27 protein-coding genes and 2 pseudogenes are annotated in these 25,769 nt (G+C 66.1%); 6 read left to right on the forward strand and 23 right to left on the reverse strand.

The window, feature by feature from the left end; translation table 11 throughout:
• Positions 1-53 precede the first annotated feature (53 nt).
• From Rhe02_RS39915 to paaA, 19 genes are all read right to left on the reverse strand, one after another.
• Positions 54-710 carry an NADH-quinone oxidoreductase subunit C gene (locus Rhe02_RS39915; RefSeq protein WP_203913702.1) on the reverse strand — a complete coding sequence of 219 codons (657 nt, stop codon included), beginning with the start codon at positions 708-710 and terminating at the stop codon, positions 54-56.
• Entirely contained in the window at positions 707-1,363 is a 657-nt protein-coding gene (locus Rhe02_RS39920; RefSeq protein ID WP_203913703.1) for a NuoB/complex I 20 kDa subunit family protein, read from the reverse strand. The genes Rhe02_RS39915 and Rhe02_RS39920 overlap by 4 nt, the downstream gene beginning before the upstream one ends.
• A 13-nt stretch (positions 1,364-1,376) precedes the next feature.
• Positions 1,377-1,742, reverse strand: a complete 366-nt coding sequence (locus tag Rhe02_RS39925; RefSeq protein ID WP_203913704.1) for an NADH-quinone oxidoreductase subunit A — start codon at positions 1,740-1,742, stop codon at positions 1,377-1,379.
• 56 nt (positions 1,743-1,798) lie between these two features.
• Complete coding sequence (locus Rhe02_RS39930; RefSeq protein ID WP_203913705.1) at positions 1,799-3,070, reverse strand: geranylgeranyl reductase family protein; 1,272 nt, start codon at positions 3,068-3,070, stop codon at positions 1,799-1,801.
• A gap of 112 nt (positions 3,071-3,182) precedes the next feature.
• A complete protein-coding gene (locus Rhe02_RS39935) occupies positions 3,183-3,833 on the reverse strand; it encodes a DNA alkylation repair protein (protein ID WP_203913706.1) in 651 nt (216 codons plus the stop codon).
• Entirely contained in the window at positions 3,833-4,249 is a 417-nt protein-coding gene (locus tag Rhe02_RS39940; RefSeq protein WP_203913707.1) for a glyoxalase superfamily protein, read from the reverse strand. Before Rhe02_RS39940 ends, Rhe02_RS39935 begins: the two co-directional genes overlap by 1 nt.
• Positions 4,246-4,743 (reverse strand): SRPBCC family protein, encoded by a 498-nt coding sequence (locus tag Rhe02_RS39945; RefSeq protein WP_203913708.1) that lies wholly within the window; start codon positions 4,741-4,743, stop codon positions 4,246-4,248. The genes Rhe02_RS39940 and Rhe02_RS39945 overlap by 4 nt, the downstream gene beginning before the upstream one ends.
• Positions 4,740-5,081: an ArsR/SmtB family transcription factor gene (locus Rhe02_RS39950; RefSeq protein ID WP_203913709.1), complete on the reverse strand. Its 342-nt coding sequence runs from the start codon at positions 5,079-5,081 to the stop codon at positions 4,740-4,742. The genes Rhe02_RS39945 and Rhe02_RS39950 overlap by 4 nt, the downstream gene beginning before the upstream one ends.
• 88 nt (positions 5,082-5,169) lie before the next feature.
• The gene (locus Rhe02_RS39955; RefSeq protein WP_203913710.1) at positions 5,170-6,642 is read right to left on the reverse strand and encodes an Rv2578c family radical SAM protein; all 1,473 of its coding nucleotides are present in this window, start codon (positions 6,640-6,642) and stop codon (positions 5,170-5,172) included.
• An 89-nt stretch (positions 6,643-6,731) separates the two neighbouring features.
• On the reverse strand, positions 6,732-9,659 hold the full coding sequence (locus Rhe02_RS39960; protein WP_203913711.1) for a S8 family peptidase: 2,928 nt from the start codon (positions 9,657-9,659) through the stop codon (positions 6,732-6,734).
• 149 nt (positions 9,660-9,808) lie between these two features.
• Entirely contained in the window at positions 9,809-10,246 is a 438-nt protein-coding gene (gene cutA, locus Rhe02_RS39965) for a divalent-cation tolerance protein CutA (RefSeq protein ID WP_239124354.1), read from the reverse strand.
• A gap of 55 nt (positions 10,247-10,301) precedes the next feature.
• Positions 10,302-10,991: a demethylmenaquinone methyltransferase gene (locus tag Rhe02_RS39970; RefSeq protein ID WP_203913712.1), complete on the reverse strand. Its 690-nt coding sequence runs from the start codon at positions 10,989-10,991 to the stop codon at positions 10,302-10,304.
• On the reverse strand, positions 10,988-12,154 hold the full coding sequence (gene mqnC / locus Rhe02_RS39975; RefSeq protein WP_203913713.1) for a cyclic dehypoxanthinyl futalosine synthase: 1,167 nt from the start codon (positions 12,152-12,154) through the stop codon (positions 10,988-10,990). The genes Rhe02_RS39970 and mqnC overlap by 4 nt, the downstream gene beginning before the upstream one ends.
• 10 nt (positions 12,155-12,164) lie before the next feature.
• The gene (locus Rhe02_RS39980) at positions 12,165-12,704 is read right to left on the reverse strand and encodes a PadR family transcriptional regulator (RefSeq protein WP_203913714.1); all 540 of its coding nucleotides are present in this window, start codon (positions 12,702-12,704) and stop codon (positions 12,165-12,167) included.
• A gap of 27 nt (positions 12,705-12,731) precedes the next feature.
• Positions 12,732-13,775 (reverse strand): 2Fe-2S iron-sulfur cluster-binding protein, encoded by a 1,044-nt coding sequence (locus tag Rhe02_RS39985; RefSeq protein WP_203913715.1) that lies wholly within the window; start codon positions 13,773-13,775, stop codon positions 12,732-12,734.
• Positions 13,772-14,212 (reverse strand): 1,2-phenylacetyl-CoA epoxidase subunit PaaD, encoded by a 441-nt coding sequence (gene paaD, locus Rhe02_RS39990; protein WP_373320779.1) that lies wholly within the window; start codon positions 14,210-14,212, stop codon positions 13,772-13,774. The genes Rhe02_RS39985 and paaD overlap by 4 nt, the downstream gene beginning before the upstream one ends.
• Complete coding sequence (paaC, locus tag Rhe02_RS39995) at positions 14,206-14,877, reverse strand: 1,2-phenylacetyl-CoA epoxidase subunit PaaC (protein ID WP_203913717.1); 672 nt, start codon at positions 14,875-14,877, stop codon at positions 14,206-14,208. The genes paaD and paaC overlap by 7 nt, the downstream gene beginning before the upstream one ends.
• The gene (gene paaB, locus Rhe02_RS40000) at positions 14,874-15,155 is read right to left on the reverse strand and encodes a 1,2-phenylacetyl-CoA epoxidase subunit PaaB (protein ID WP_203913718.1); all 282 of its coding nucleotides are present in this window, start codon (positions 15,153-15,155) and stop codon (positions 14,874-14,876) included. The genes paaC and paaB overlap by 4 nt, the downstream gene beginning before the upstream one ends.
• Positions 15,152-16,192, reverse strand: coding sequence for a 1,2-phenylacetyl-CoA epoxidase subunit PaaA (paaA, locus tag Rhe02_RS40005; RefSeq protein WP_203913719.1), 1,041 nt, complete (start codon positions 16,190-16,192; stop codon positions 15,152-15,154). The genes paaB and paaA overlap by 4 nt, the downstream gene beginning before the upstream one ends.
• 168 nt (positions 16,193-16,360) lie before the next feature.
• Here paaA and Rhe02_RS40010 point away from each other — a divergent pair, with 168 nt between their 5' ends.
• Genes Rhe02_RS40010 through Rhe02_RS40025 form a run of 4 tightly spaced genes read left to right on the forward strand, consistent with a single transcriptional unit; the run spans position 16,361 to position 19,762 of the window.
• Positions 16,361-17,266: a serine hydrolase gene (locus tag Rhe02_RS40010; RefSeq protein ID WP_203913720.1), complete on the forward strand. Its 906-nt coding sequence runs from the start codon at positions 16,361-16,363 to the stop codon at positions 17,264-17,266.
• 4 nt (positions 17,267-17,270) lie between these two features.
• Positions 17,271-17,888, forward strand: a complete 618-nt coding sequence (locus tag Rhe02_RS40015; RefSeq protein ID WP_203913721.1) for a hypothetical protein — start codon at positions 17,271-17,273, stop codon at positions 17,886-17,888.
• A gap of 33 nt (positions 17,889-17,921) precedes the next feature.
• Complete coding sequence (locus tag Rhe02_RS40020; protein WP_203913722.1) at positions 17,922-18,842, forward strand: serine hydrolase; 921 nt, start codon at positions 17,922-17,924, stop codon at positions 18,840-18,842.
• The gene (locus Rhe02_RS40025; protein ID WP_203913723.1) at positions 18,839-19,762 is read left to right on the forward strand and encodes a hypothetical protein; all 924 of its coding nucleotides are present in this window, start codon (positions 18,839-18,841) and stop codon (positions 19,760-19,762) included. Before Rhe02_RS40020 ends, Rhe02_RS40025 begins: the two co-directional genes overlap by 4 nt.
• On the opposite strand, the gene Rhe02_RS40030 is transcribed toward Rhe02_RS40025, so the two are convergent.
• The 4 genes and pseudogenes from Rhe02_RS40030 to Rhe02_RS40045 form a co-directional block, all read right to left on the reverse strand.
• Entirely contained in the window at positions 19,727-20,578 is an 852-nt protein-coding gene (locus tag Rhe02_RS40030) for a menaquinone biosynthetic enzyme MqnA/MqnD family protein (protein WP_203913724.1), read from the reverse strand. The genes Rhe02_RS40025 and Rhe02_RS40030 overlap by 36 nt on opposite strands.
• The gene (locus Rhe02_RS40035; RefSeq protein ID WP_203913725.1) at positions 20,529-21,788 is read right to left on the reverse strand and encodes an MFS transporter; all 1,260 of its coding nucleotides are present in this window, start codon (positions 21,786-21,788) and stop codon (positions 20,529-20,531) included. Before Rhe02_RS40035 ends, Rhe02_RS40030 begins: the two co-directional genes overlap by 50 nt.
• Before the next feature lie 39 nt (positions 21,789-21,827).
• Complete coding sequence (locus tag Rhe02_RS40040) at positions 21,828-22,397, reverse strand: ArsR/SmtB family transcription factor (RefSeq protein ID WP_239124355.1); 570 nt, start codon at positions 22,395-22,397, stop codon at positions 21,828-21,830.
• 31 nt (positions 22,398-22,428) lie between these two features.
• Positions 22,429-23,853: pseudogene (locus Rhe02_RS40045) on the reverse strand (HelD family protein); the annotation flags it as partial.
• A 33-nt stretch (positions 23,854-23,886) separates the two neighbouring features.
• Between Rhe02_RS40045 and Rhe02_RS40050 the strand changes: the two are divergent.
• A complete protein-coding gene (locus Rhe02_RS40050; protein WP_203913726.1) occupies positions 23,887-25,383 on the forward strand; it encodes a recombinase family protein in 1,497 nt (498 codons plus the stop codon).
• 92 nt (positions 25,384-25,475) lie between these two features.
• Positions 25,476-25,769, forward strand: a pseudogene (locus Rhe02_RS40055) (AAA family ATPase); the annotation flags it as partial.

Consider the following 25,769-nt stretch of genomic DNA (forward strand, 5'->3'; position numbering starts at 1 on the left):
GCTCATGAGCCTTCGGCTCATCCTCTGCCGCCGGATGAACTCGGCAAGCTCGTTCATCGATAAGTCCTTCGCTGATCGGGCGGGGGAATCTCCGCGCCCTTGTATTCGACCGGCACGCCACCGAGCGGGTAGTCCTTGCGCTGCGGGTGGCCTTCCCAGTCATCCGGCATGAGGATCCGGGTGAGGTTGGGGTGTCCGTCGAAGATGATGCCGAACATGTCGTAGGTTTCCCGTTCCTGCCAGTCGGCGGTCGGGTAGATGTTCGTCACGCTCGGCAGGTGCGGGTCTTGCGCGGTGACCGCGCATTCAAGGCGGATGCGACGCCGATAGGTCATCGACGTCAGCTGGTAGGCCACATGCAGCCGGCGCTCGTCGGTGCCGAGATAGTCCACACCGGACACACTCGACAGCAGCTCGTAGCGCAGCGCCATGTCGTCGCGCATCACCTGGCACACCTCGGCGATCTTCGCCGGGACGATGTGCAGGGTCAGCTCGCCGCGGTCGACCACGACCCGCTCGATGGCATCCCCGAACTGCGGGTAGGCCTCTTCAAGGGCGTCAACGACTTCGTCGAAGTCCCCGCCGAACGGCCGCTGGCTTTCCAGGACCGGCACAGCCAGCCGCTGCAGGCCACCGAAGCCCGAGGTGTCACCGGTGCCACCTACACCGAACATGCCATGTTCACTGGACACCACTGAGTCTTCACTCATGCGTGGGTCCTCCGTTCCATCCACTTGGAGATCCGCAGCTGCTCCTCGCGACCTTCGGCCACGGCCTGCTCCCACTCGGCGCGCAGCTTCTTGTTGTAGAAGTAGCTCGACGGCATGGCGCCGGGCGCGACGACGGGCTTGCCCTGTCGCGCTTCCTTTTCGGCCAGCATCTTCTCGCCCTTGGCACCGAGCGGCTGGTGCATGATCTTGTCGTGCAGCTTGAGGATCGCGTCGAGCAGCATCTCCGGCCGCGGCGGGCAGCCGGGCAGGTACATGTCCACGGGCACAATGTGGTCAACGCCCTGCACGATGGCGTAGTTGTTGAACATGCCGCCCGACGAGGCGCAGACACCCATCGAGAGCACCCACTTGGGCTCGGGCATCTGGTCGTAGATCTGACGCAGCACCGGCGCCATCTTCTGGCTCACCCGGCCCGCCACAATCATCAGGTCGGCCTGGCGCGGCGAGGCACGGAACACCTCCATGCCGAAACGGCCCGTGTCATAACGGGCCGCACCGGTCGCCATCATCTCGATGGCACAGCAGGCGAGCCCGAAGGTCGCCGGCCAGAAGCTGGCCTTGCGGGTCCAGTTCACGAGCCCCTGGACGGTGGTGAGCAACACCCCGCCGGGAAGCTTTTCCTCAAGTCCCATTAGCTAGCCCGCCTCAATCCCATTCCAAGCCGCCGCGGCGCCACACATACGCGTAGGCAATGGCGACCGTGATGATGAAGATGACCATTTCGAAGAACCCGAATACGCCCAGCATGTCGAAGCTGACCGCCCACGGGTACAAGAAAATGATTTCGATGTCAAAGATGATGAAGAGCATGGCGGTCAGGTAGAACTTGACCGGGAATCGTCCCCCGCCGATCGGCTGTGGGGTGGGCTCTATTCCACACTCATATGCCTCGAGCTTCGCGCGGTTGAAACGGCGCGGCCCGACGAACGGGGCGATGCCAACCGAGAACAACCCGAAGGCAGCCGCGAGCGCGAGGAGCCAAACAATGGGTACGTATGCGGAAAGCGACATTAGTCTTCCCTATTCTCGATCACAGTCGTCATCGCGAATCCTCACCTGTTATGCCTCTATACAGCGGGTGCCACGCGGGACATGGCGTTGATGATCCGATCCATGGCGTCGCCGCCGCGCGGGTCGGTCAGATTGGCAAGCAACTTGAGCACGAACCGCATCAGCGTCGGGTGGGGCATGCCATGCCTGGTCGCGATCTTCATGACCTGCGGGTTGCCGATCAGCTTCACGAATACCCCGCCGATGCGGTAATACCCACCAAAGCGGCGCTTGAGTTCGGTCGGATAAGCGTGCAACGCGGACTCGCGGGCCTGACCCGCCGGTCGCGCGAGTGCTTGAAGCGCAATCTCTGCTGCGAGCTGCCCGGACTCCATCGCGTAGGCAATGCCCTCGCCGTTGAAGGGGTTGACCATGCCGCCACTGTCACCCACCAACATCATGCCTCGGGTGTAGTGCGGAGTGCGGTTGAATCCCATAGGCAGCGCCGCGCCGAGAATCTTCCCATCGGCGTTCGACTCGTCACACAGACCCCAATCCTCCGGGGTGGTGGAAAGCCAGTCGGTGAGCATGTGCCGGTAGTTCGTCTGCTGGTAGGCCTTGGAGGAGTTCAGCACGCCAAGACCGACATTCACCCGGCCGTCGCCCAGCCCGAAGATCCATCCGTACCCGGGAAGGAGGGTGTCGCCCGCCTCCTTGCTGCGCAGCTCGAGCCACGATTCCAAGTAGTCGTCGTTGGCCTTCGCCTCGCACCGGTAGTAGCGGCGCACGGCCACTCCCATCGGCCTGTCCTCACGCTTGGGCATGCCCATCGAGAGCGGGAACCGGCCGGAGACACCGTCGGCGGCGATGACGAGCGGCGCGGTCAGCTGCTTCTCCCCGCCGGGCGTCTTGACCTGTACGCCGACGACGCGGCCGTCGGCGTCGAGCACCGGCGCGGTCACGTTGTGGCTGGTGTGCAGGATCGCGCCGGCCTTCTCGGCCTGCTTGGCGAGCATGTCGTCGAAGTCGAGCCGCGTCCGGACCAGGCCGTAGTCGGGGTAGGAGGCCAGATCTGGCCACTTGAGTTCGAGCCGGACTCCACCGCCGATGACGCGCAGACCCTTGTTCTGCAGCCACCCGGCTTCGGGCGAGGTGTCTATCCCCATGTCGAGCAGCTGCTTCACCGCTCGCGGGGTCAGGCCGTCACCGCATACCTTCTCGCGGGGGAACTCGGTTTTCTCCAGCACCAGCACTCGCGCGCCATGCTTGGCCAGGTGGTAAGCGCTGGCCGAGCCACCCGGACCGGCACCTACCACGATCACGTCGGCATCGAAATCGGTCTGAGTCATGGTCACCTCCGCCGGCCTGATCTACGAGCCCTTAACGCTCGTGAAAGTCTTCACAAGCTCATCCGGCGAGCAGTCTAGGCCTGCTTGAACGTCCGCATTTAGTTAGGCGAGCCTAACTAGATTTTCGCGGCTGAGCGCGATAGAACACGCGCTGCTCATTGTCGAGGTGTTCCATGGCGTAGCTCAATGCGACACGGGCCATCGCCCCCGCATGCTGGTCTAAGAAGCTAAGTAGCTTTTGCCTGTCCTTCTTGCCGGCCTCCCGCAGCAGCCCGCCCACCGCCTTCTGCACGAGGTCCTGCTTGTCCGCGAGGAGGATTTCCGCTATCCGGAACGTGTCGTCAACCTCACCTTGGCGCACCAGGTAGAGCGTGCTGACAATGGCCGTGCGCCGCTCCCAGGTGTCCTGCGATCGGGCCAGTTCATAAAGCACGTCCCGTGGCTTGTCGACCAGGTACCGGCCGACCACCCAGACCGCGCCGAGGTCCACCAGGTCCCAGCTGTCGATGCGATCTGAGCGCCGCAGGTAGAGGTCGAACAGCTCCTTGCGCTGCCCCTCCGTGATCTTCTTGCTCCGCGCCTGCTTGTCCATGATGCTCAGCGCACCCACCCGCACGTCGTGCACCGGGCTGTCCAGCAGGATGTTCACTTCGCTCAGCGGCATCGCCACGAACTCCTTGGACAGGGCGAAGATTTTGCCCATCGCCACCTGCCCGGCCGGCCCGAGCGCGCGCAGCCGCTTCACATACTCCGCAGCTGACATCAGTCGCGGGCGGTGATCTGCTGGACCGCCCAGCCGTTGCCATCGGGGTCGCTGAAGAAAACAAATCCGCTGTTGTTCAGGTCGTCGCCCTCCTGGGCCGGGCGCATGCCGCCCGGGCTGGCATACATGACGTCGCCCACCGCCACACCGGCCTCGGTCAGCTGGGCGTGAGCTTTATAGATGTCATTGACCACCAACTGCAGGCCCTGAAGCGAACCCGGCTTCATATCGCCGCCGACCCCCTTGCCGATCACGACCGAGCATCCTGAGCCGGGCGGCGTCAGCTGAACAATGCGGAACTCGTCACCGAAATTCGAGTCGTGGTCGACGTTGAAGCCGAGCTGCTCGGCGTAGAAGCTCTTGGCCCTGTCCACATCGGAGACTGGTACCACCACAACTTCAAATGTCCAATTCATAGCTTGTCCCTCTCATCTCCTTGAAGCGCTCGGAGCAAGTCGTCCAAGCGCTGATAACCGTGTCCCACCCCGCGTTCCATCGGCGTGCTGAGCACGTACTCGCGCACCTTAGGGGCAGGAAGCAACACGTTGGTCGTCATCGTGGTGCTCGCCTGCGCCTCCACCAGCACCGTCGTGATCAATGATTCGCCAGGAAACGATTGATCGTCGAAAACCTCGGTATACACAAGCCGAGTTGGGGTGACTATCTCCCGGTACACGCCGCCATGCGCCATCGTCTGTCCCTGCGGCCCGCGCGACACGAAGCGCCACGCACCCCCGATTCGCAGGTCGATCTGTGCGTCCGTGACGTTCCACTCGCGCGCGCCGAGCCATCGCTTGACCAGCTCGGGTGTGGTGAGCGCGGCGAAAACCAGCCTGGCCGGCGCCGCGAATGCCCGGGTCAAAACGATCTCCCGATCGCCGACCGTGCGCACCTGCAAGCCTTCGGTCATCCCTCTTCCTCGCGCTTGAGCTCGTCGAGCAGATCGTCCAGACGCTGGAAACTCTCTTCCCACGCGTCGCGGTAGCTCGCCAGCCAGGTCGTGGCCGCCTTGAGCGGACGCGCCTCCAGCCGGCACGGCCGACGCTGCGCGTCGCGACCGCGCGAGATCAACCCGGCCCGCTCCAGGACCTTCAGATGCTTGGAGATCGCCGGCTGACTCATCTGAAACGGCGACGCCAGCTCGGTCACCGTCGCCTCCCCCTGCGCCAGACGCGCCAGGATCGCCCGTCGCGTCGGGTCGGCCAGCGCAGCGAAGGTCGCATCCAAAGCCTCAGCCCGCACCACCATTAGATAACCTCATAGTTTCATAACCTACTGGTTTTATACCGCCGCACCATGATCCCTGTCAAGCGGGCGGAGAGGCGGCGCGAGGAGGCTAGAGCAGGGTGAGTTGCTCGACGGGACCGGCGGGCAGATCGCGGGCGGGAGTCTCGGAGCGGTCGAGCAGGCCGTGGCGGCGCAGGGCGCGGCGGGTGCGGGCGGTGATGAGGCGCTGAAAGTCGGGGCTGGCGTAGGCCCGATCACGGTAGATCCGGTGATACAGCGGCAGCAGATCCGGGCGGTTGGCGGCAAGCCACCCCAAGTACCACTCCCGGGCGCCCGGACGAAGGTGCAACACGAGCGGGGTGACACTGGCCGCACCCGCTTCGGCAAGCGCCGCGACGGTGGCGCCGATCGAGGCGTCATCGTCGGTGAGGCCGGGAAGTATTGGCGCCATAAGCACTCCGACCCGGAACCCGGCATCGGTCAGCTGGCGCACCGCGTCGAGGCGGCGTCGCGGCGAGGGCGTGCCCGACTCGATCAGCCGCCAGATCTGTTCATCGAGGAACCCGATGGAGAACGCGATCGACACCCGCGCCCGCTCCGCCGCCTGCTGCAGGATCGGCAAATCGCGCAGGATCAGCGTGCCCTTGGTGAGAATGGAGAACGGATTTCTGAACTCGCTCAACGTGGAGAGAATGCCCGGCATCAGCCGATAGCGGCCCTCGGCCCGCTGGTAGCAATCGACGTTGGTGCCCATGGCGATGCTGTGCCCGCGCCAGGACGGCTTGGCGAGCTCGCGCCGCAACACCTCCACCGCGTTCACCTTCACCGCGTTCACCTTCACCACGACCTTCGAGTCGAAGTCGTGCCCGGCGTCGAGGTCGAGATAGGTGTGGGTATTGCGCGCGAAACAGTTGTGGCTCACCACCGAATTGGCGATGAAGTCACCCGTGCCGGTGGTGATGTCCCACATCGGCATCGTGCGGTCGAGTGGCTCCACCGCGGCGACCGCGACCGGGACCGGCCGCGAGCCTTGCAGCGCGGAAAAAGCCAGCGCCTCGGCGATGCCGAGCACGTTGTCGCCCGCCGCCAGAAAGGGACGGCGGTCAGGCCCGGCCACCGAGGGGGTCACGTGCTTCCAGCCGGTCTCGGTCAGGAACCGGTGATCGCTGCTGGCCACCAGCTCCACGCCGTTTTCCAGATGCACCCGGTAAGCCATCTTCACCGTGGGCCACTTGGCTCTCACCGAGGTGATGGTGTAACGCCGGGATCGCCCATCGCGCACGGTGCCCACGATGTCGTCGCCAAGCTCAAGCGCATCAAGGGATTTGGTGCTCCCGTCGGGCAGCAGGATGCGCGTGTCACCGGCCAGGCAGTAGGTGCAGGCATGGCCGCAACCGCGATAGGGATTGATGGTGTAGTCGAAGGGCAGCCGGCCGCTGCCCTTGATGCGGTTGATAAGTGACTTGGCCCGGATCTCATAGAACGTCATTCCGGCGAAGCCGGGGGTGTCGAAGGTGCGCGTGACAGCCCCTGGAAGGAGAAGTTGACCAGTGGGATCGTTGCCAAGGGCTGTCCAGCGCACAAGGCATTAGAACACATGTTCTAGCCTCGGCGATAGAGGAAACCCACTCGCGATGACCGTTCGCGAGTGGGTTTCCGGGGTGGATCTCGTTATCCGACAACCGAAACGATCGTGCGGCCGACGCTCGCGGTGCCGTCGCCGAAGCCGACGAAGCCCAGGTACCGGACCCCGGCGGACAGGCCGCTCCACGAAGCCGTCACCGTGCCCGCGCCACCGACCGTCGCCGGCTGGGAGGCGGGGCTGACCGAGAAGTTCCCGGCCGAACCGGACCCGACCGCCCAGTGATTGAGCTGTATGTCAGCTCCGGTCTCCCCTGGCGCCAGCGCGAAGGCCACCACGTAGACGTCGTACGTCCCCGCAGCGGTCAACGTCACCGTCTCGTCTGCCGTGCCGCCCGCGCTCACCCCAACCAGGGTGCTGCCCGAGTAGACGAACAGATCGATGTCGGTACCCATCGGATAATCACCGCTGAAGGTGGAGAACCGCACCAGCGCTGACCCGGCAGGAGCGGTAACCGTCGCCTTGTTCACGCCTGGCCCCACGGCGGGAGCGCCGGTGTTGAAGTTCGGCTCGGTGCCCACCACCGGCAGGCTGGCCACGGTGGCGGCCGTCAAGCCGTTGGCCGCGGCCGTCAGCGTTCCCGCGAAACCGGTCTTGGTGGCCAGCGCGATGGAGCCGCTGGCGCCCGAACCCGCCACCTCACCGACGACGGAAAGAGCCACCGGGCGAACCGCGATCGGGCTGCGGACCACATGGTCGCGCTTGCCGAGACCGGGCACGTCGAAGCCGGGGAATTCCTTCCACGTCAGCGAACCGAACGCGTAGGCGTTCAGCGGCGCGGTGGTACGGGTGATCGTCACCTTGAACGAAGCCGACCGTCCCTTCGGGATGATCAGCGTGTCCGGGGAGACGGTCACCTTGAAGCCCGCAGGGGCCTGCACCTTCGCCTGATAGATAGCCGCATGGTTGGCGGTGTTGGTGACGGTGCGCTTGACCGACTGAACGCCCGCCAGGTCGCCGACGGCGATGGACGGATAGTTCAGATCGCTCGGGTCGATCGATCCGACGCTGTCACACGTCGGGCCGGTCAGTTGCTTTGTCCCGCAAATGAACTGGACCCACTGCTCGAAGTTCGAGTCGTAGACCAGACCCGGGTCGAAGGAGCCGCCCGAGTTGACGTGACCGGCGCCGAAGTCCAGCGGAGTGGCATTGACCGTGCCCCGCAGGATCGGTGCACCAGTGTTGTCGGTTTGCGAGGCCGAGGTCATCAGCGCCGACTTGATCCACATCGGGGACCAGTCCGGGTGCTTGCTTGCCACCAGCGCTGCCAGGCCCGCGATGTGCGGGCTCGACATCGACGTACCGGAGATCGCGTCGTAGAAATTGCCGTTGTCGCCCGCTGGGGAAACGGCGGCAATGACATCGACGCCCGGCGCGGTGATGTCGGGCTTGAGCAGATCGCCGCCGCCCGAAAGGGCCGGGCCGGCGGAGGAGAAGGCGGCCATGTTCGGCGCCCGGCCGGGGGTTGCGGCTCCAACGGAAAGCGAAGCCGTCGCGCCCGCGGTGGCCGCGTAGGCCTTGATGGCCAAGCCGGCCGCGCTTTGCAGATGAACCGTGGGGACGAAGTGGAAGTCGGCGTTCAGCGAGTTGTCCGGCTGGTTGTACAGGACCAGGCCCAGACCGCCCGCGTCGCGAACCGCCTTGCTCTTATCTGTACGAGCGTTGGTACCACGCCTGCACAGCACGATCTTTCCGGTCACCTTGGCCGGATCGAGCGCGCCCAGGAAACACAGCTCCGCCTGAAGCGGATCGGACCCGGCCAGACCCGCCACAGCGGAATCGATGAGCGGCGCCGACGGCACGGCCGGACCGGTTCCCACACCCGCGTAGGTGGCGCCGTTGCCCAGCGTCACCGACTTGGTGAAGTTGCGGTCGTGGGTGCTGGCGGCCACCGTGGTGAGCCACGGCGAGTTGTGCGCCACCGTGCTCGCGCCCGGCCCGGAGTTACCGGCCGACGCGGCTACGAAGACGCCCGCGGCGGCGGCGTTGAAGAACGCCACCTCGACCGGGTCGAGGACAGAGGTCAGCGAACCCGAAATCGAGTAGTTGATGACGTCCACGCCATCGGCGACGGCGTCCTCGATCGCGTTCACGCTGTCGAAGGTGCCGCAACCGCCGGCCCAGCAGACCTTGTAGATGCCAACGCGCGCGGCCGGGGCCATGCCCGAGGCCGTGCCCACGGACACACCATTGATCACCGCGTTGACGCCGTGGTTGCCCGCGGCGGTGGAGGCGGTGTGGGTGCCGTGGCTGTCGGCGTCACGCGGGGAGAGGAAGTCGTGGTCATCGGCCAGACCACTGTCGTTGTACCAGCGCGCCCCGATCACCTTGTTGTTACAGGTCACCGGCTCCTCAATACCCGCATCGCAGGTACCGAACCACTTGCCGTCGATGACAGCCTGGTCCGGCCTGGGCTCGGAAAGCGCCGCGAAACTCGGGCTCTCCGGCCAGAATCCGGTGTCCACCACGCCGACGATCACGCCGAGGCCGGCGTTGGCGTCGCCGCCGAACTGCTTGTTCCACACGCCCGAACTACCTTCCAGGCCAAGGAATCCCGGCGTGGAGATGGTGTCGAGCTTGCGGATCTCGTTCTTCCAGACGTTGAGCACGCCGGGGGTGCGGGCCAGCTTGGCCGCCTGACCCTCGGTGAGCTTGGCCGCAAAGCCGTTGAGGACGACACTCAGGTCGTCGGTCTTCTGCTTGGCGTTGATGCCGCTTGCCTGCAAAACCTTGTCGTGCATGGCTTTGAGGTGCTCACGGTATGCCTTCGCCGTGGTGGACTTGACGTCCACCTTCTTGCCCGCGGCCGGTTTGGTGGCCGCTATCCCGGCGACCCCACCGGCGTATGAAGCCAGCGGCGCACCCGTTGTCTGAACTATGTAGAGCTGGGTTCCCTGCGGAACGGCAGGCGCGGTCGCCCGAGCACTGCCTGCTGCCGCCACCACGAGTGCGGTCATCACCGTGGCTGCGACTGCGCTTCTGACCGGACGTTTTGGCCCGGCCGGTAGCGTTAACGACACTAGCGAACCTCCCTAGGGTCCCAAAGTGAGCAACAGGTACTCACATGGACGGGAGCCTATTGGTTCGCCCTTACCGGGGGAACAGCCTAATCGGCCGAAGTCGAATCGATAATCCACGCTAAATAGGCCGGATTGCCCATCCCAATCGGGGTGCACACAATCTCAGGAACCTCGTACGAATGATGTTCATTTATGAAAGCTTCTATTTCGTGGTACCGGGAAAGCCTCGTCTTGAAGACAACGGCCCACTCGTCCGCCTCTTCCAGCTCACCCTGCCATCGGTAGACGCTCCTAATTGGACCCGAAACCTGCGCGCACGCGGCAAGCCTCGCCTCCACGGCCGACCGGGCCAATGTCAACGCCGCCTCATGATCGCCCACGGTGACCTGCACCTGGCAAGTCTCCTGATCCTGCATACGCCCCACCCTACGGCGACGAGCCGCCGCCTCTTCCAAGTCACTGACCCGCACAGCCGGCTCCCCGTAACCGCCGCCGAGGAACCCAATAACCTTGCTGTCATCCACAGAATAATTTTGCGCGCACCAATGCACACGCGCTGCAGATTGCTTTAGCGCGCGCCTATTTTGTCGCGCGGTGGAGGGCTACTACTCCGCCGGTGAGGTTGCGCCAGCCGACCTTGGTCCAGTTGTTCTCTCCGATGATGGCCGCGAATTCCTTCTGATCCGGCCATTGACGGATGGATTCGGCAAGGTAGACGTAGGCGTCTGGGTTGCTGGAGACGCGCTTGGCGACCGCCGGCAGCGAGCGCATGAGGTACTGCAGGTACACCTTGCGGAATCCGGTGTTGGTGGGGTGGGAGAACTCGCAGATCACCAGGCGTCCGCCCGGCTTGGTCACCCGCGCCAGCTCGCGCAGGGCGGCCGGGGTGTTGGCCACGTTGCGGATGACGAACGAGGTGGTGACCGCGTCGAAGGTCTGGTCCGGGAAGGGCAGGGCCAGCGCGTCCCCGGCGACCAGCGGGACAGTCGGGCGGGTGCGGCGGCCGACGGCGAGCATGCCCAGCGAGATGTCGACGCCGACCACATAGGCGCCCGAGCGCGTCAGCTCCTCGGTGGAAACGCCTGTCCCGGCACCCAGATCGAGAACCTTTTCGCCCGCCTGCAGCCCGAGCGCGGCCCGGGTTGAGCGCCGCCACGCCTTGTCCTGGCCGAAGGAGAGCACGGTGTTGGTGCGGTCGTACTTCTCTGCGACACCATCGAACATGGCCGCAATCTCGTGCGGCTCCTTGTCCAGATCGGCGCGCGTCATGACGCCGATACCAGGGGCAGCTGGCGGTTGACGATCGACGAGAAGTGGGAGGTGACCCGCTCGTCTGTGGGATCGTCGGCCGGCGTCCAGTGCACCGTCAGGTGGCGGTAAAGCGTGTCGCGCTGAGCCGGGATCCTGCCCGCACTGCGGATGAGGTGGACCAGGTCATGCAGATTCGACCGGTGCTTGGCGCCCGCGGAGGAGATGACGTTCTCCTCGAGCATGATCGAGCCGAGGTCGTCGACACCCATGTGCAGGGCTAGCTGGCCGACGTCCTTGCCCGTGGTCAGCCAGGAGGCCTGAAGATGGTTGACGTTGTGGAAGAACAGCCGGGCCACGGCGATCAGGCGCAGATATTCCAGCGAAGTCGCCTGGGTGCGCCCCTTGAGGTGGTTGTTCTCCGGCTGGTACGTCCACGGGATGAAGGCGCGGAAGCCACCCGTGCGGTCCTGCACGTCGCGGATCATCCGCATGTGCTCGATGCGCTCGGCGTTGGTCTCGCCCGTGCCCATCATCATGGTCGCGGTCGACTCGACGCCGTGGTGGTGGGCCACCTCCATCACTTCGAGCCAGCGTGCCCCGCTCTCCTTGAGCGGCGCGATCGCCTTGCGCGGCCGGTCTGGAAGCATCTCCGCACCGGCGCCCGCGATCGAGTCCAGCCCGGCGGCTTTGATGCGCAGGACGGCGTCCTCAATGGACACCCCGCTCACCTTGGCCATGTGCAGAATCTCGGAAGGCCCGATCGAGTGGATCGCCAGCTGCGGGTAGGCCTGCTTGACCGCGCTGAACAGGCCCTCGTAGTACTCGACTCCGTAGTCGGGGTGGTGCCCGCCCTGCAGCATGACCTGGGTCGCGCCGAGATCGACGGCCTCCCCGCAGCGGCGCAGAATCTCGGCGGTGTCGTGCGTCCAGCCCTCGGCATGCTTGGGCGCCCGATAGAAGGCGCAGAACTTGCACGCGGTGACGCACACGTTGGTGTAGTTGATGTTGCGGTCGATGAGATAGGTGACGATGCCTTCCGGGTACCGGCTGCGCCGAACCGCGTCGGCCGCCTCACCCAGCGCGTGGAAGGGCGCCTCGGTGTAAAGGAGGAGCGCTTCTTCGTCGGAGATGCGCCCGCCGTCAGCGGCCCGCTGGAGAATGTCGTCAATCACCGCCGTCATGGACCCGAGCCTACTGGCGCAGCTGGCTGGCCAGCCACGTGGCCCAGGCATGCAGGTTCCGTTGTGACCCAATTCCTAGTTGCAATACGGCGTAATTGCCAAACTTCGGATGCGAGATGTCATCCCAGCCGTGCTCCACCATCGTCGACTCCTCCTCGCCGAAGGCGGCGAGGGCGGCCGCCGCATCGGCCGCGACCTGCTCGTAAAGCTCGGCCATCCGCGATCGGTCGGCAGCGCACGCCGCGGCGTAGGCCTTCAGGGCGACCTCGTTGCGAGGCTGGAACGCGGCCGGCTTCGGCAGCCAGTCCGCGAGCGCCTCCCGCCCTCGCGCGGTCAGCGAGTAGGTCTTCTTCGCCCGCGGCCCCGGGCCGGCGCCCTCGGTGGCGGTCACGTGGCCCAGCTCGGAGAGCCGGGCCAGCTCCGGATAGATCTGGCTGTGGTTGGCCGTCCAGAAGTGGCCGATCGGGTTCTGCATCCGCCGAGTCAGCTGGTAACCGGTCGCAGGGCCCCGGGTCAGCAGCGAGAGCAGGGCGAAGCCAAGGGTCGACACCCGGCCACGATAGCCGTGGCGCGGCGCTCAGGCGTCGTAATCCACCACGAGCCGGTCGCTGGTCGGGCTGGACTGACAGGTCAGCACATATCCCGCCGCCAGCTCGTCGGGCTCCAGCGCCCAATTCGCCGCCATCTGCACGGTGCCGTCGACCAGCTTGGCACGGCACGTCGAACAGACCCCGCCCTTGCACGCGTAGGGAAGCTCGCCCCGGTGCCGCAGCGCCACATCGAGCACGCGTTCGTGACGCTCCATCGGGAATTCGGTCGACCGTCCATCTAGGACGATCTGCACCGTGACGCTCCCGCCCTCGCCCTGTGGCAGCACGGCCACCGGGGCATCCTCGGCGTGAAAAAGCTCGACGTGAATCTTCGCAGCGGTGCCGGCCAGCGCTTCTCGGGCCGCCTTGACCACCCCGAGCGGCCCGCACAGGAACCACTCCTGCACCTCTTGCAGCCCAAGCGCTTTGACCACATCGGTGATGCGCTCCGCATCGAGCCGGCCCGACAGCAGCTCGCTCGGCTGGCTCTCCCTGGAGAGCACATGCAATAACTGCAGTCTTTCTGGGTACCGGTCTTTGAGCTCGGCAAGCTCATCGGTGAACATGACCTCGGCCGCGGCCCGGTTGCCGCACACGACGGAAAAGGTGCTCCCCGGCTCGGTCTCCAGCGCGGTGGCCACCAGCGACAGCACCGGGGTGATGCCCGACCCGGCGACGATGGCCCCATAGCGACGAGAGCGCTGCGCGCTCAGCTGGATGGTGAAGTGCCCAAGCGGTGGCAGCACCTCGAGCACGGCCCCGGCCGTCAGCTCCTGGGCGACGCTGGAGAAGACCCCGCCCGGCACCCGCTTCACCCCGACCGTGAGCAGGCCGCGCTCGCGCAGCTGGGTGGGCGTGGAACAGATCGAGTAGGAGCGCCGGATCTCGCCATGGCGGAACGTGAGGTGCTGGCCGGGCTTGAAGGCGAACGCCTCCCGCAGCTCGGGCGGCACGTCCAGGGTGATGGCTACCGACACCGCTGTCAGCGGCTCGACCTTGCTCACCGGTAACTCGTGAAACTGTTGCCTCATATGGTCTTCACCGCATTGAAAGGCTCGGCGCAGCCGTGGCACTTCCACAGCGACTGGCACGCAGTGGAGGCGTAGCGCGAGATCTGCAGCACCTGGCCCGACCCGCAATGGGTGCAGGCGGGGTCACCGGCGGTCGGCGGAGCGATGCCGCTGCGGGCCAGCGCGGCCCGGCCGGACTCGCTGATCATGTCGGTCGACCAGGCGGGGCTGAGCTGTGTCACGACTTCCACGTCGTCGTGCCCCGCTTTGGCCAGCGCCCCCCGGATGTCCTGCCGGATCGCATCCATGGCCGGGCAGCCACTGTAGGTCGGCGTGATCGTCACGGTCACCCGGCCTTCCTTGGTGGAAACCGAACGCAGCACGCCAAGCTCGGCGATGGTGATGACCGGCAGCTCCGGATCCTTGACCGCCGCCACCACGTCGTAGACGCTCACCACGTCACCCCCGGGTGGGCGCGGTGCAGCGCTTGCATTTCGGCCAGCAGGTAGCTCAGGTGCTCGGTGTGTAAGCCTTTCCTTCCGCCGTCAGGCTTCCAGCCGTCCTGCGGGCGGGTCAGCGTCGCCTCTTTCAGCACCGGTTCGACCACGGCGAGCCACCGCTCACGGATGCCTTCGGTCAGCTCGTGCGTGTAGGGCCAGATCTCGTCCACGGCTTCCTGCATGCGCTGGCGCGACTCGGCGGTGCCATCGCCCAGGCGCACCGTCCACTGCGAGGCGTGGTCGAGGTGGTAGGCGGATTCCTTGACCGCTTTGGCCGCAATGCCGTCGCCGGCTTCGGCCAGGTCGGCGTAGCGCAGGTGCTGGGCTGCCGCCAGGTACAACAACCAGGCCATGGTCCAGCCGAAGTCGAGGTCGCCGCGCGAGCGCCCGAAAGGCAGCTCGACCAGCAGGCAGTTGCGGAAGTCGGCATCGCCGCGCCGGTAGGCCAGCTCGTCCTCGTCGCCGATGGACTGCAGCAGCAACCGGGCCACGCCGAGCTGATCCAGCGCTATGTTGGCCAGGGCCACGTCCTCCTCGAGGGTGGGCGCACGCGACACCCACTCCGAAAGCCGTTGCGCGGCAACCAAAGCGTCGTCGGCGAGCTCGATCGGCTGCGGGGTCACAGGTGTTGCACCCCCTCGGGCAGCTCGTAGAAGGTGGGATGGCGATAGATCTTGTCGGCCGCTGGATCGAAGAAGGAGTCCTTCTCGTCCGGGCTGGAGGCGGTGATCTCCGCGGCGGGCACCACCCAGATGGAAACGCCCTCCTGCCGTCGCGTGTAGAGGTCGCGCGCGTGGCGCAGCGCCAACCGCGCATCGGGCGCGTGCAGACTGCCCACGTGGGTGTGCGACAACCCGCGGCGCGGCCGGACGAAGACCTCCCACAGCGGCTCGCTCGTCATGCCATGACCTCCTCGCGGCTTGCGCCCTTTGCGGCCCTTGCCTTTTCGGCATAGGCCTGCGCGGCCTCGCGCACCCAGGCGCCATCGGAGTGGGCGCGCCGCCGATGGGTCATCCGCTGCCGGTTGCACGGCCCGTCGCCCTTCACCACGCGCATCAGCTCCTCAAAATCGGGCTGCGTGAAGTCGTAGTGGCCACGTTCTTCGTTCCACCGCAGGTCGGGGTCGGGCAGCGTGAGGCCGAGGATCTCGGCCTGCGGCACGCACATGTCCACGAACCGTTGCCGCAGATCGTCGTTGGAGAACCGCTTGATCTTCCACTCCATCGACTGCGCCGAGTGCGTTGACTCGGTGTCCGGCGGGCCGAACATCGCCAGCGACGGGTACCACCAGCGATCCACCGCGTCCTGCGCCATGGCGCGCTGAGCGGGAGAGCCGTTGGCGAGCACATAGAGCGATTGATAGCCCTGGCGCTGGTGGAACGACTCCTCCTTGCAGACGCGGATCATCGCCCGTGCGTAGGGGCCGTAGGAACACCGACACAGGGGCACTTGGTTCACAATCGCCGCACCGTCGACAAGCCAGCCGATGGCACCCATATCCGCCCAGGTCAGCGTGGGATAATTGAAAATTGAACTGTACTTTTGCCGCCCGTTCAGGAGCGCTTCGGTCAGCTCATCCCGGGTGACACCGAGGGTCTCGGCGGCGGCATACAGGTAAAGCCCATGACCCGCCTCGTCCTGCACCTTCGCCAGCAGGATCGCCTTGCGCCGCAACGACGGCGCCCTAGTGATCCAGTTCCCCTCCGGCTGCATACCGATGATCTCGGAGTGCGCGTGCTGGGCGATCTGCCGGATGAGCCCTTTGCGATACGCCTCCGGCATCACGTCCCGGGGCTCGATCTTCTGGTCGGCGGCGACGATCGCCTCGAAGGAGGCCGTGCCCTCCAGATCGCGCGACGCCGCGCTGCGAAGGTCGGCCTCGGCCTCTTCGACCTCGCCCAGAAGGCCATCGGCACCGTGGACGTCGGGGGTTTCCATACCGCCAGTGTTACAGAATTCTTCCGACCGGTGCAACGACTGTCACATCCTTCCCCTGGATCGGCCGCCGTCCGAGACAACGATCACGTCAGCCCTTCGGGTATAGGCCACTACCAGGAAAGACTCCTACCCTCGAATAAAGCCCCTACCCGATCGGAGCCTCCCCTCGTGGCTCGACGTCTTCCTGCCGCCATAGCCATCGCCACAGCACTCGCCGTAGGCCTGGGTGTGCTGGTGCCCAAGGCGCTCGCTGCCCAGCATCCCGCCACGAGCTGGGTGACCCGCGCCGACGCTCCGGCGCCACCGGTCGGCGGGGGCACCGCCGGTGGCGGCCCGGCCGGGCAGTCCGGCTCACCCCAGTCAACGGTCGCGGTCAACTTCAGCGGCGAATTCCTGGGCTGGGCCATGCTGGATCGCACCACCGGCTCGGTGATCGGCGAGAACCTCGACAAGACCAGCAGTACCGAATCGATGATCAAGACTTGGGTGGTGGCGGACCATCTCCGCCGCGCCGCCGCGGGCAAGGCCGGCGGTCCCACTCCCAATGAGGTCAAGCTGGCCAGCGACGCGATCAAGTGGTCTGACGATGACGCGGCGCAAACGCTCTACGAGCGCACCGGCGGCAACGAATCCATCGAGCGCATGATCACCATGTGTGGGCTCACCGACACCACCGTGTACGACGACTGGTGGAGCCGCACCCAGATGTCCCCGCGCGACGCGGTGCGCCTGGGCGAGTGCCTGGCCAACGGCACCGCGGCCGGCCCGGCCTGGACGACCTGGCTGCTGCAGGAGATGCGTCAGGTCTCCGGAACCACCGCTGCCACGGAGCAGCAGTCCACCCGCGGCGGCGGCCGATGGGGAATCATCGATGGCGTCCCGGCCGCGCAGGCCAACACGGTCGCCATCAAGAACGGCTGGACCTCGTACCGGTCGGATGGCAACTGGCACATCAACTGCCTGGCCGTCACCGACAGCTGGAGCATGGCGGTGATGATGCGCTACCCCAGCTCACAGGGGCTCGACTACGGCGCTGGAGTCTGCGAGAGCATCGCGGCGCAGCTGCTAACTTAGCCGCGTGTGGATCTCGTGGGCGTTCTTCGACCGCCGCGACGGCACGCTGCGGGCCGCCGAGAACGCCGGCGAGCCCACGATGACCGCCTCGATGGTCAAGGCCTGGCTGGTGGCCGACTATCTCGCTAGCCACGGCTGGGACGAGCGGCTCAGCACGATCATCCGGGACAGCGCAAACGAACCTGCCTGGGAGATCTACGCGCTGCTGGGGCGGGAGAAGTCCATCGAGCGCATGATCTCGGTTTGCGGCCTGACCGACTCCGCGCCCGGCGAGGACCTGAGCATGACGCTGATGTCGGCGCGCGACACGGTTCGGCTCGGACGATGCCTGGCCGACGGCACCGCGGCGGGCCCGAGATGGACGTCTTGGCTGCTGGACGAGATGCGCGCGGTGCGCGGAACAGGCGACTTCGGGATCCGCGAAGCCTTCGCCGGCCCGGACAGGGAGCGCATCGCGATCAAGAACGGCTGGGACAAGCGCCAGGCGCTCGGTGAATGGAATGTAAATTGTCTGGCCGTCGCCCCGGCCTGGATTATGGCAGCTCTCACCCGTTATCCCAGCTCGTTGCCGCTTGCTCACGGAGCGCAGATATGTAGGAATCTCGTGAGCGAGTTAGTCTGAGCAAGACACCCCCACCCCCGGGAGCCCCTCTTTATGAAAACCCCGGTCAGTCGTCGGCGCGCCCTCATCGCAGGAAGCGCCGGTTTGGTCACCCTCGCGGTCGGGGCACCGCTGCTGCTCAAGCAAGCCGCAGTGAACGCCAACCGGGGCTGGGTAGATCCCGGCCAGCAGACCGCCGATGAGCCGTCCTCGCCGAAGGCCTCGCCGACGCCGGCGACGCCGCCCTTCGACCTCGCCACGATCGATCCCACCAAGCTGGTCACCGTCACCGCCGAGGGCTGGTTCAGCTGGGCGCTGATGGATCGCAAGAACGGCGCGATCATCGGCTCGCCCAACTACAACCAGACCAACCGGGCCTGCTCGATGATCAAGACGTGGATCGCGGCTGACTACCTCAGCCAGGCCAAGACGCCGACCAAGACCCGGCTTGACCAGATCACCATCATGATCCGCGACTCGGACAGCCTCACCGCCGACGACATCATGGACGAGCTGGGCCGGCTCAAGTCGTTCAACCGAATGAAGGCCGTCTGCAAGACCACCGATTTCACTCCCGGCAGCTCGTGGAGCAAGGCGGTCATCTCCGCCCGCGACACGTGCCGGCTCGCCGACACCGTTGCCGCCGGGCGGGTAGCCAACGCCGAGTGGACCAATTGGCTGCTCGACCTGATGCGCAATGTGCGCCGGGGCAGCTGGGGAGTTCGGGCGGCGTTCCCGCCCGAGGTCCAGGCGAAGATGGCCATCAAGAACGGCTGGGACACCACCTCTGCCAAGTCGGAGTACCACGCCAACTGCCTCGCGGTCACGGATCGCTGGAGCATGGCGGTGCTGACCCGGTACCCGCTAAGCGTCAAAGCCAATGAAACGCACGGCGCCGCCATCGCCGAGTCGATCGCCAAACAGCTCCTGGAGCGACCCGAGCTACAGCCCCTGTTCGGCAAGGGCACGCCATGAGCCGTCGCCGGGTCACCAGCAAACGCCGCGTGCGCCGCCGCGATCTGCTCATCTTCGGATTGGGCGGGGCGAGCGCCCTCGTCGCCGGTGGGGTGACCCTTTCCCAAGCGGCCCAAGGCACCTGGGTCAAGGGGAATGATCCGGTCGATCAGCCGGAGACCAGCCCGTCGCCCACGCCTTCGCCGACCCCGCCCGCCTTCGACCTGGCCTCCTTCGATCCGCAGAAGCTCGTCTCCATCACGCAGGGCGGATGGCACGGCTGGGCGCTGATGGACAGGAAGACGGGCAAGGTCATCGGCTCCACCACCATCAGCGAGACCAGCCGCACCTGCTCGATGATCAAAGTATGGCTGGCCTCGGACTATCTTCGGACCACCGCCGAGGCGGGCAAGACCCCGTCCTCGAGCCGCCTCTCGGCGATCAGCCGGATGATCCGTAACAGCGAGAACGGGCCTGCCAGCGATCTCTTCGACGAAATGGGCAAGGTCACCTTCACCCGGCTCAAGGCGATGTGCAAGCTGACCGATTTCGTACCCAGCACCACTTGGGGCGCCTGCCAAATGTCGCCGCGCGATGTCTGCCGGATGGCGGCCTGCGCGGCCGACGGCACCGCCGCGGGTCCGAAGTGGACGGAGTGGGTGCTCAACGAGATGCGCAACGTCAAGGTCGGCACCTGGGGCATCCCGGCCGCGTTCCCGGCCGCGGCGCGCGGCAGCCTGGCCATCAAGAACGGCTGGGACGTCACCACCGCCACCCAGGAAAGACACATGAACTGCCTCGCGGTCACCGAGAAGTGGAGCATGACGGTGATGACGCGCTATCCGGTGAGCTTGGCCGGAGACGCCCACGGCCAGCAGATCTGCCAGTCCGTCGCGGATCAGCTGCTAAAGCGCGGCGAACTCGGGCCCCTGTTCGCCTAGCGCCGGGGCCTGATTGGCCGCCGCCGCCCGCCGCGCGAACTCGCGCAAACCGTTGATCTGCCTGCTGCCCAAGGAAAAGTCCAGCACGCGGAAGTAGGAGGCCAGCGTCGCCGGGTCGAAAGGCTCCCAGCGCGCGGCGGCCGCGGCCACCGCGTCAAGCTCGGCGAGGCAGAGATCGCGCGACCGCAGGAAGGCCTCGTGCACCTCCTTGACCAGCCCCGGATGGGCCTGGGCGAACTCGCGGCGCACCGCCCAAACCGCGAAGACCATGGGCAGCCCGGTCCACTCCCGCCAGGCCTGGCCGAGGTCGGTGACGAAAAGGCCGCGCTTGGGCGCGTCGTAGAGCGCCCTGAGGGCGACATCCCCGATGAGCACGGCCGCTTCCGCTTCGAGCAGCATCTCGGTGAGGTCGGGCGGGCAGCGGAAGAACTCGGGCTGCACGCCATATCGCTCTTGGAGCACCAGCTGCGCCAGCAGGACGCCGGTGCGCGAGGTGCTGCCAAGAGCGACTCTGGCCCCATCCAGCTCATCGAGTGGCCTGGTCGAGACGATGTTCACCGATAGCACCGGGCCGTCCGAGCCGACCGCGAGGTCGGGCAGGAGCAGGAGATCGTCAGCGTGACGCAGGTATTCGACGAGCGAGATGGGGCCTATATCGAGATCACCGGCGATGAGAGCGGAGTTGAGCCGGTCAGGTGAGTCTTTGAGCAGCTCCACATCGATCAGAGCGCCTGAGCGCATCAGACCCCAGTAGAGCGGGAGGCAGTTAAGGAACTGAATATGCCCCACTCTGGGCCGTTGCACCTGTCCGGTCATGATTGGTCAGCCTACCTGCGCGCAGCACGTGGGGTGCGACTGCCAGGGCGGTGAAGAGACCCAGCACACCACAGGCGAGCACGCTCCACCTGGCGTCCGTGATCTCCAGCGAGAGTCCACCCAGGACGTACCCGACCAAAGCGCCCGCCTGCACCCGCATCCCCAGCGCAGCGTTGGCCCGGCCGCGAGCCTCCTGCGGCACCCGGCGTCCCATCAGCGTTCCCATCAACACGTTGAGCCCACCGTTCTGGGTCCCGCCGATCAGGTAGCACGGCACGATCCACAGCGCGGTTTGCACCGACGCCACCCCGATCATCGCCAGGGAGACCACTCCGAGCAGCACGAACAGCAGGCGGGCCAGGGTGGTGTCAACGGTGGTGGGACGGATGGCGCGACCGAAGATCCAGGCGCCGGCCAGCATGCCGATCGTCCACGTGGTGTCGATGAGCCCGTAGACCTCTTCGGAGCTGCCCAGGGTGCGCATCATGAAGAAGACCAGCACGACGTTGACCGCGGAAAGTGCTGCCATGACGGCGGTGAGGCCCCAGGCCGAGCTCCACAGCAGACGGTCGCTGCCCAGCGTCCACTCCGGCTCCGGGTCGGCGTCCCCAGCCGGCGCGGCGGCCAAGCCACCCCGGCGGGTCTTGAGCAGCAGACCGGCCAGGATGGTGGCGGCGAAACCGAGCACGGCCAGCATCAACGTCTGCCGCACGCCCAGCCCGCCCACCATGAACCCGGCCAGCGCCGGGCCCGCCATCATTCCCGCGGTGCCCGCGGTCTGCCCGATAGCGCTGGCCTTGGGCAGGTCATCGCGGACCACCATGGCCGGCAGCAGCGCCTGCCTGGTGGGCACGGCCACGCCGCTGACCACGGACAGCGCGACGGCCCCCGCGATCACGGCGGTGAACTGCTCCGCCTGCGCCAGCGCCAGGCACGCGAGCATCTGCCCCACGCCCGAGACGATCAGCAGCAGCCGGCTGTCGTAACGATCGATGAGGCGGCCGATGAGCTTGCCGAGCACCACCATCGGCAGCGCTTCACAGATCACCAGGATCGAGACCTCGATCCCGCTCGCTCCCCGCTGCTGCAACGCGAGCACCAGGCTCACCAGCACCAGGAACGTGCCCGTCGCGCCGAAGAACTGGGCGATCGAGGCGATATAGACGTCGGACCAGCGGGAGCGCGCAAGCGCGGGAGATGTGAAGGACATACTTCGAAGTATGTGCTTCACATCTCCTGAGCGCAAGTGTCAAACGATCGGAATGGCCCTGATCTGCATCGACACCGCCCGGGAATCCTCCGGCGGCTCTTCCCGATCACGCCTCTTGAGCGGGGCGATCAGCTCATCGAGCTTGGTCAACAGCTCCTTCAGCTCGGCCGCGGTGACCATCAGCGTCTGCTCGGTCATGGTGGCGACATCGAAGAACTCATCCTTTTCCGCTCTGGCTTTGGTCTGGTACCGGCGCACCCGCTCGTTCTGGCGAGCCAGAAAGGCCTCCACGATGGCTGCCTCGGCCGCGATCTCCTCCGCCCCCGCATCGCGCTCGGCTCCCACCGCGTAGTTCCGGAAACTCACCTGCCAGACCCGCTCACGGCCATCGCCGCGGCTGGGCGCCTCCTGGATCATCCCGACCTTGGCCAGGGCACGCAGGTGATAGCTGGTCGCGCTCGGCGACAGCCCCACCAGCTCGGCGCATTCGGTCGCCGTCGCGCCATCCTTAATCAACGAAAGGTGATCGAGGATCTCCAGCCGAGCCGGATGCGCCAGTGCACGCATCACCGCCGGATCGCTGATCGTGGTTCGCTCCGCAGAAGTCACACCTTAAGAAAACCACGTGCCGCCTCGATGCTCAGTTGGTCCCCAGACTCGCGGGTAGGGGCTGGGAGTGCAGAACCGACAGGCGGGACACGGCGCGGGTGAGCACCACATAGAGGCGGTGCAGGCCACGTGGCTCGGCTTCGACGATGGCGCGGGGTTCGACGACGATGACGTGGTCGTATTCCAGCCCCTTGGCCAGGGTCGCCGGGACGATGGTGACCTGCCCGCCTTCGGGGGTGTCAAGCTCGGCTGACTCGATTCCGGCTGTGTGCAGAGCGGCACGAAGCAGGTCGATCTGGTGGTCGGCGGCGATCACGGCGATCGAGCCCGCGTAGGCGCGGGCCTGCTCGATCTCGTCGAGCACCAGGGGGATCAGGTCGGCGGCCAGCCGGACGGTGAGGTTGCCGTCGCGGCGCAGCGAGACCGCGGGCGGCACGTTGACCTCCAGCGCGGGCAGGAGCCGGTTGGCAAGGGCGACAACGGCTTCGGGCACCCGGAACCCGGTGGTTAGCGGCACGACGGCGGCATCGGGCTTGCCGAGGTGGCCGAGGCTGTCGCGCCAGTCGGAGGCGGCCCACGGGGTGGTGCCCTGGGCGAGGTCGCCGAGCAGGGTGATCGAGCCGTGGCTGGTGCGCCGGGCGATCGCCCGGCATTGCATCGGGGAGAGGTCCTGCGCTTCGTCGATCACGATGTGGCTCACGCTCGGCTGGCGTTCCAGCAAACCGGAGGCTTCGTCGAGGAGTACCAGATCGGCTGTGCTCCATTGCGCTTTGCGCACCGTGCGCGGCGGTTTGACCCACACCAGCGCGGTCTGCTCATCCGAGCTGAGCACACCCTCGGCTGCCCGCGCGAGAGCTTCGGAATTGCTAAGCAGCTCAAAGACAAGAGCTTCGGCTGTGGTCGCCGGCCAACAGGAGTCGAGGAAGTCGGTGACCGGCTTGGATTTGCCCATCTTGCGCTGCCACGCCTCACCCGGCGAGTCGCCTGCACGCGCTTCCGCTTGGCGCTGGATCAGACTGACCACGCGGGCGCGAACACGTTCCCGGCCCAGCAGGTAGGGCGGCTCCTCTCGCCGCACGTCGTCGACGAGCCGGCGCAGCACGCCCGGGTCGATGCGCCAGCGGAAGGAACCGTCGGGAACCTGAATTGACGTGTCCGGCCGGCCCACCTTGGCCCAGAGGGCCTGGTGGAGAACCGCCGCCAGCCGCGGGTCGTGCTTGAGGATTTCCGTCTCCACCGAATCGGTGCGCTGCGTTGGCACCTGGGCGATGAGACCGTCCAAGGTGGACTGTTTGACATCGAGCTCGCCAAGCGCGGGTAGCACCGCGGCGATGTAGCCGAGGAAGGCCTGGTTCGGCCCGACGATGGTCACCCCGTTGCGGCGCAGCCGCTCCCGGTGCATGAAGAGCAAATACGCCGCTCTGTGCAGACCCACAGCGGTTTTGCCGAACCCTGGATTAGACCACATAAAAATGCGACACTATTTCACATGGGAAAACCTCAGAACGGCATAGGGTTGGTCCGGTTGTCGGACCTACGCGAAAACGATCTTGGCGAGGATGGCCAGGGTAAGGGCCTCGTCGATCAGGAACAGCGCATCCGCGACCACGGCAAGGCAATCGGCTGGAAGATCACGCGAGTGATCGTTGAGAATGACATCGCCTCGTCTGATGGCAAGAAGCGTGGCGTGTCAGCGTTCAAGCGGCGCAAAGTCACGCTTGCCGATGGCCGCACTGAGTGGCGGACCTTCCGGCCCGGCTTCCGCGAGTGCCTAGCGCTCTTGATGAAGGGCGACCACGATGGGTTGCTGGCTCTCGATCTAGACCGAGTGGTGCGCGACCCGCGCGACCTCGAAGATCTGATCGACGTAGCCGAGCAGAGCAAGATGCCGGTGGAATCAGTGACGGGGTCGCTGCGTCTTGCCACGGATGCCGACGTCACGATGGCACGTGTCATGGTGGCGGTGGCCAACAAGGCATCGCGCGATACAGCCCGACGGGTTTCAGCAGCCCGACAGCGGCAGGCACTCGCCGGAGAGTACGGCGGAGGCAAACGCCCTTACGGGTTCGATGTCGACGGCCGCACTGTCCTTCCCGAGGAAGCTGCTGTGATCGTCGAATGCAGTGAGCGATTGGTTCAGGGAGCGTCGCTTCGTTCAATGGCACTGGATCTTCGGCAGCGCGGTCTCGTCACCGTGGCTGGTGCACCTTGGCGCGCTGAAGGATTGCGGGAGGTCTTACTGCGCCCTCGCAACGCTGGCCGCATCGTCTACCGAGGCGAGGAGATTGCCGACGCACCTTGGCCGCCGATCGTCCCACTCGAGACCTTCCGAGCCGTGCAGCGAATCCTGACCGACCCTGGCAGGGTGATCAACCCAGGTGCCGCGCCAAAATGGCTTGGCAGCCGACTTTACCACTGCGGCATCTGTACTCCTGCGGACCTGAGCGTTCGAGTCACCTGTCACATCCGGGTCGGGTCCAGGATCCCCGCCTACCGCTGCGGCAACCAAGCGCACCTCATTCGCTCGATGGAGCACACCGACAAATACGTGGTGGGTGCCGTCGTTGCCAGACTTATGCGTGACGACGCGGCCGACTTGCTCGTGCCTGCAAAACCCGATGTCGATGTCGCCGGGCTGCGCGCGGAAGCCAAGGCAATCCGCGGCAACCTAAACGAGTTGGCAGCCGACAAAGCACTCGGGTTGATCGATCGTGCTCAGTTGCTCGCTGGGACGACGAAGGCCAAGGCCCGCCTGGCGGAGATCGATGGCGAGCTTCAGGGCGCGGTGGTCGAATCGCCGCTGACCCCTCTGATCGGTGCCGAAGACGTTCAGGCGGTGTGGGACTCGCTCCCGCTCAGCCACAAACGCCTCGTTCTGGCCGAATTGATGACGGTGCGCATTCTCCCGTCGGGCAAACGGGGACGCGGCTTCGACCCGTCAACCGTGGAGATCCGCTGGAACAAGCAGATGCCTGAGTCGAAATAATTGCCTCGAACGGCCGAGGGTCAGCAGGCTAGGCTGGTCAGTTCGCGCACATTCTCGCTGCGCCGGGTACCAGACCGGAGGAACCGCAGACCATGTCAGTCGATCTCGATGCCGAACTCGAAGCCGAACGTACCCACATGTCGACCTCCCGCGCCGCCCTGCACGCAATGCGGGTACACGCCGAGGAGATGTACGCCACCGGTCACATAGTCGCCGGAGACCCCTTCGCTGCGGAAACCCTAGGCATCGCCTTGGCCCGTCGAGTCGCCGAATTGGCCGACGATCCCCGCACGCCGCTCTTCTTCGGTCGTCTCGACCTGGAACGTGCCGAGGAAGCCATCGCTGGCCGGTTCTACATCGGCCGCCGCCACGTCACCGACAGCGTT

Source organism: Rhizocola hellebori, from assembly GCF_016862955.1.
Lineage (GTDB): Bacteria > Actinomycetota > Actinomycetes > Mycobacteriales > Micromonosporaceae > Rhizocola > Rhizocola hellebori.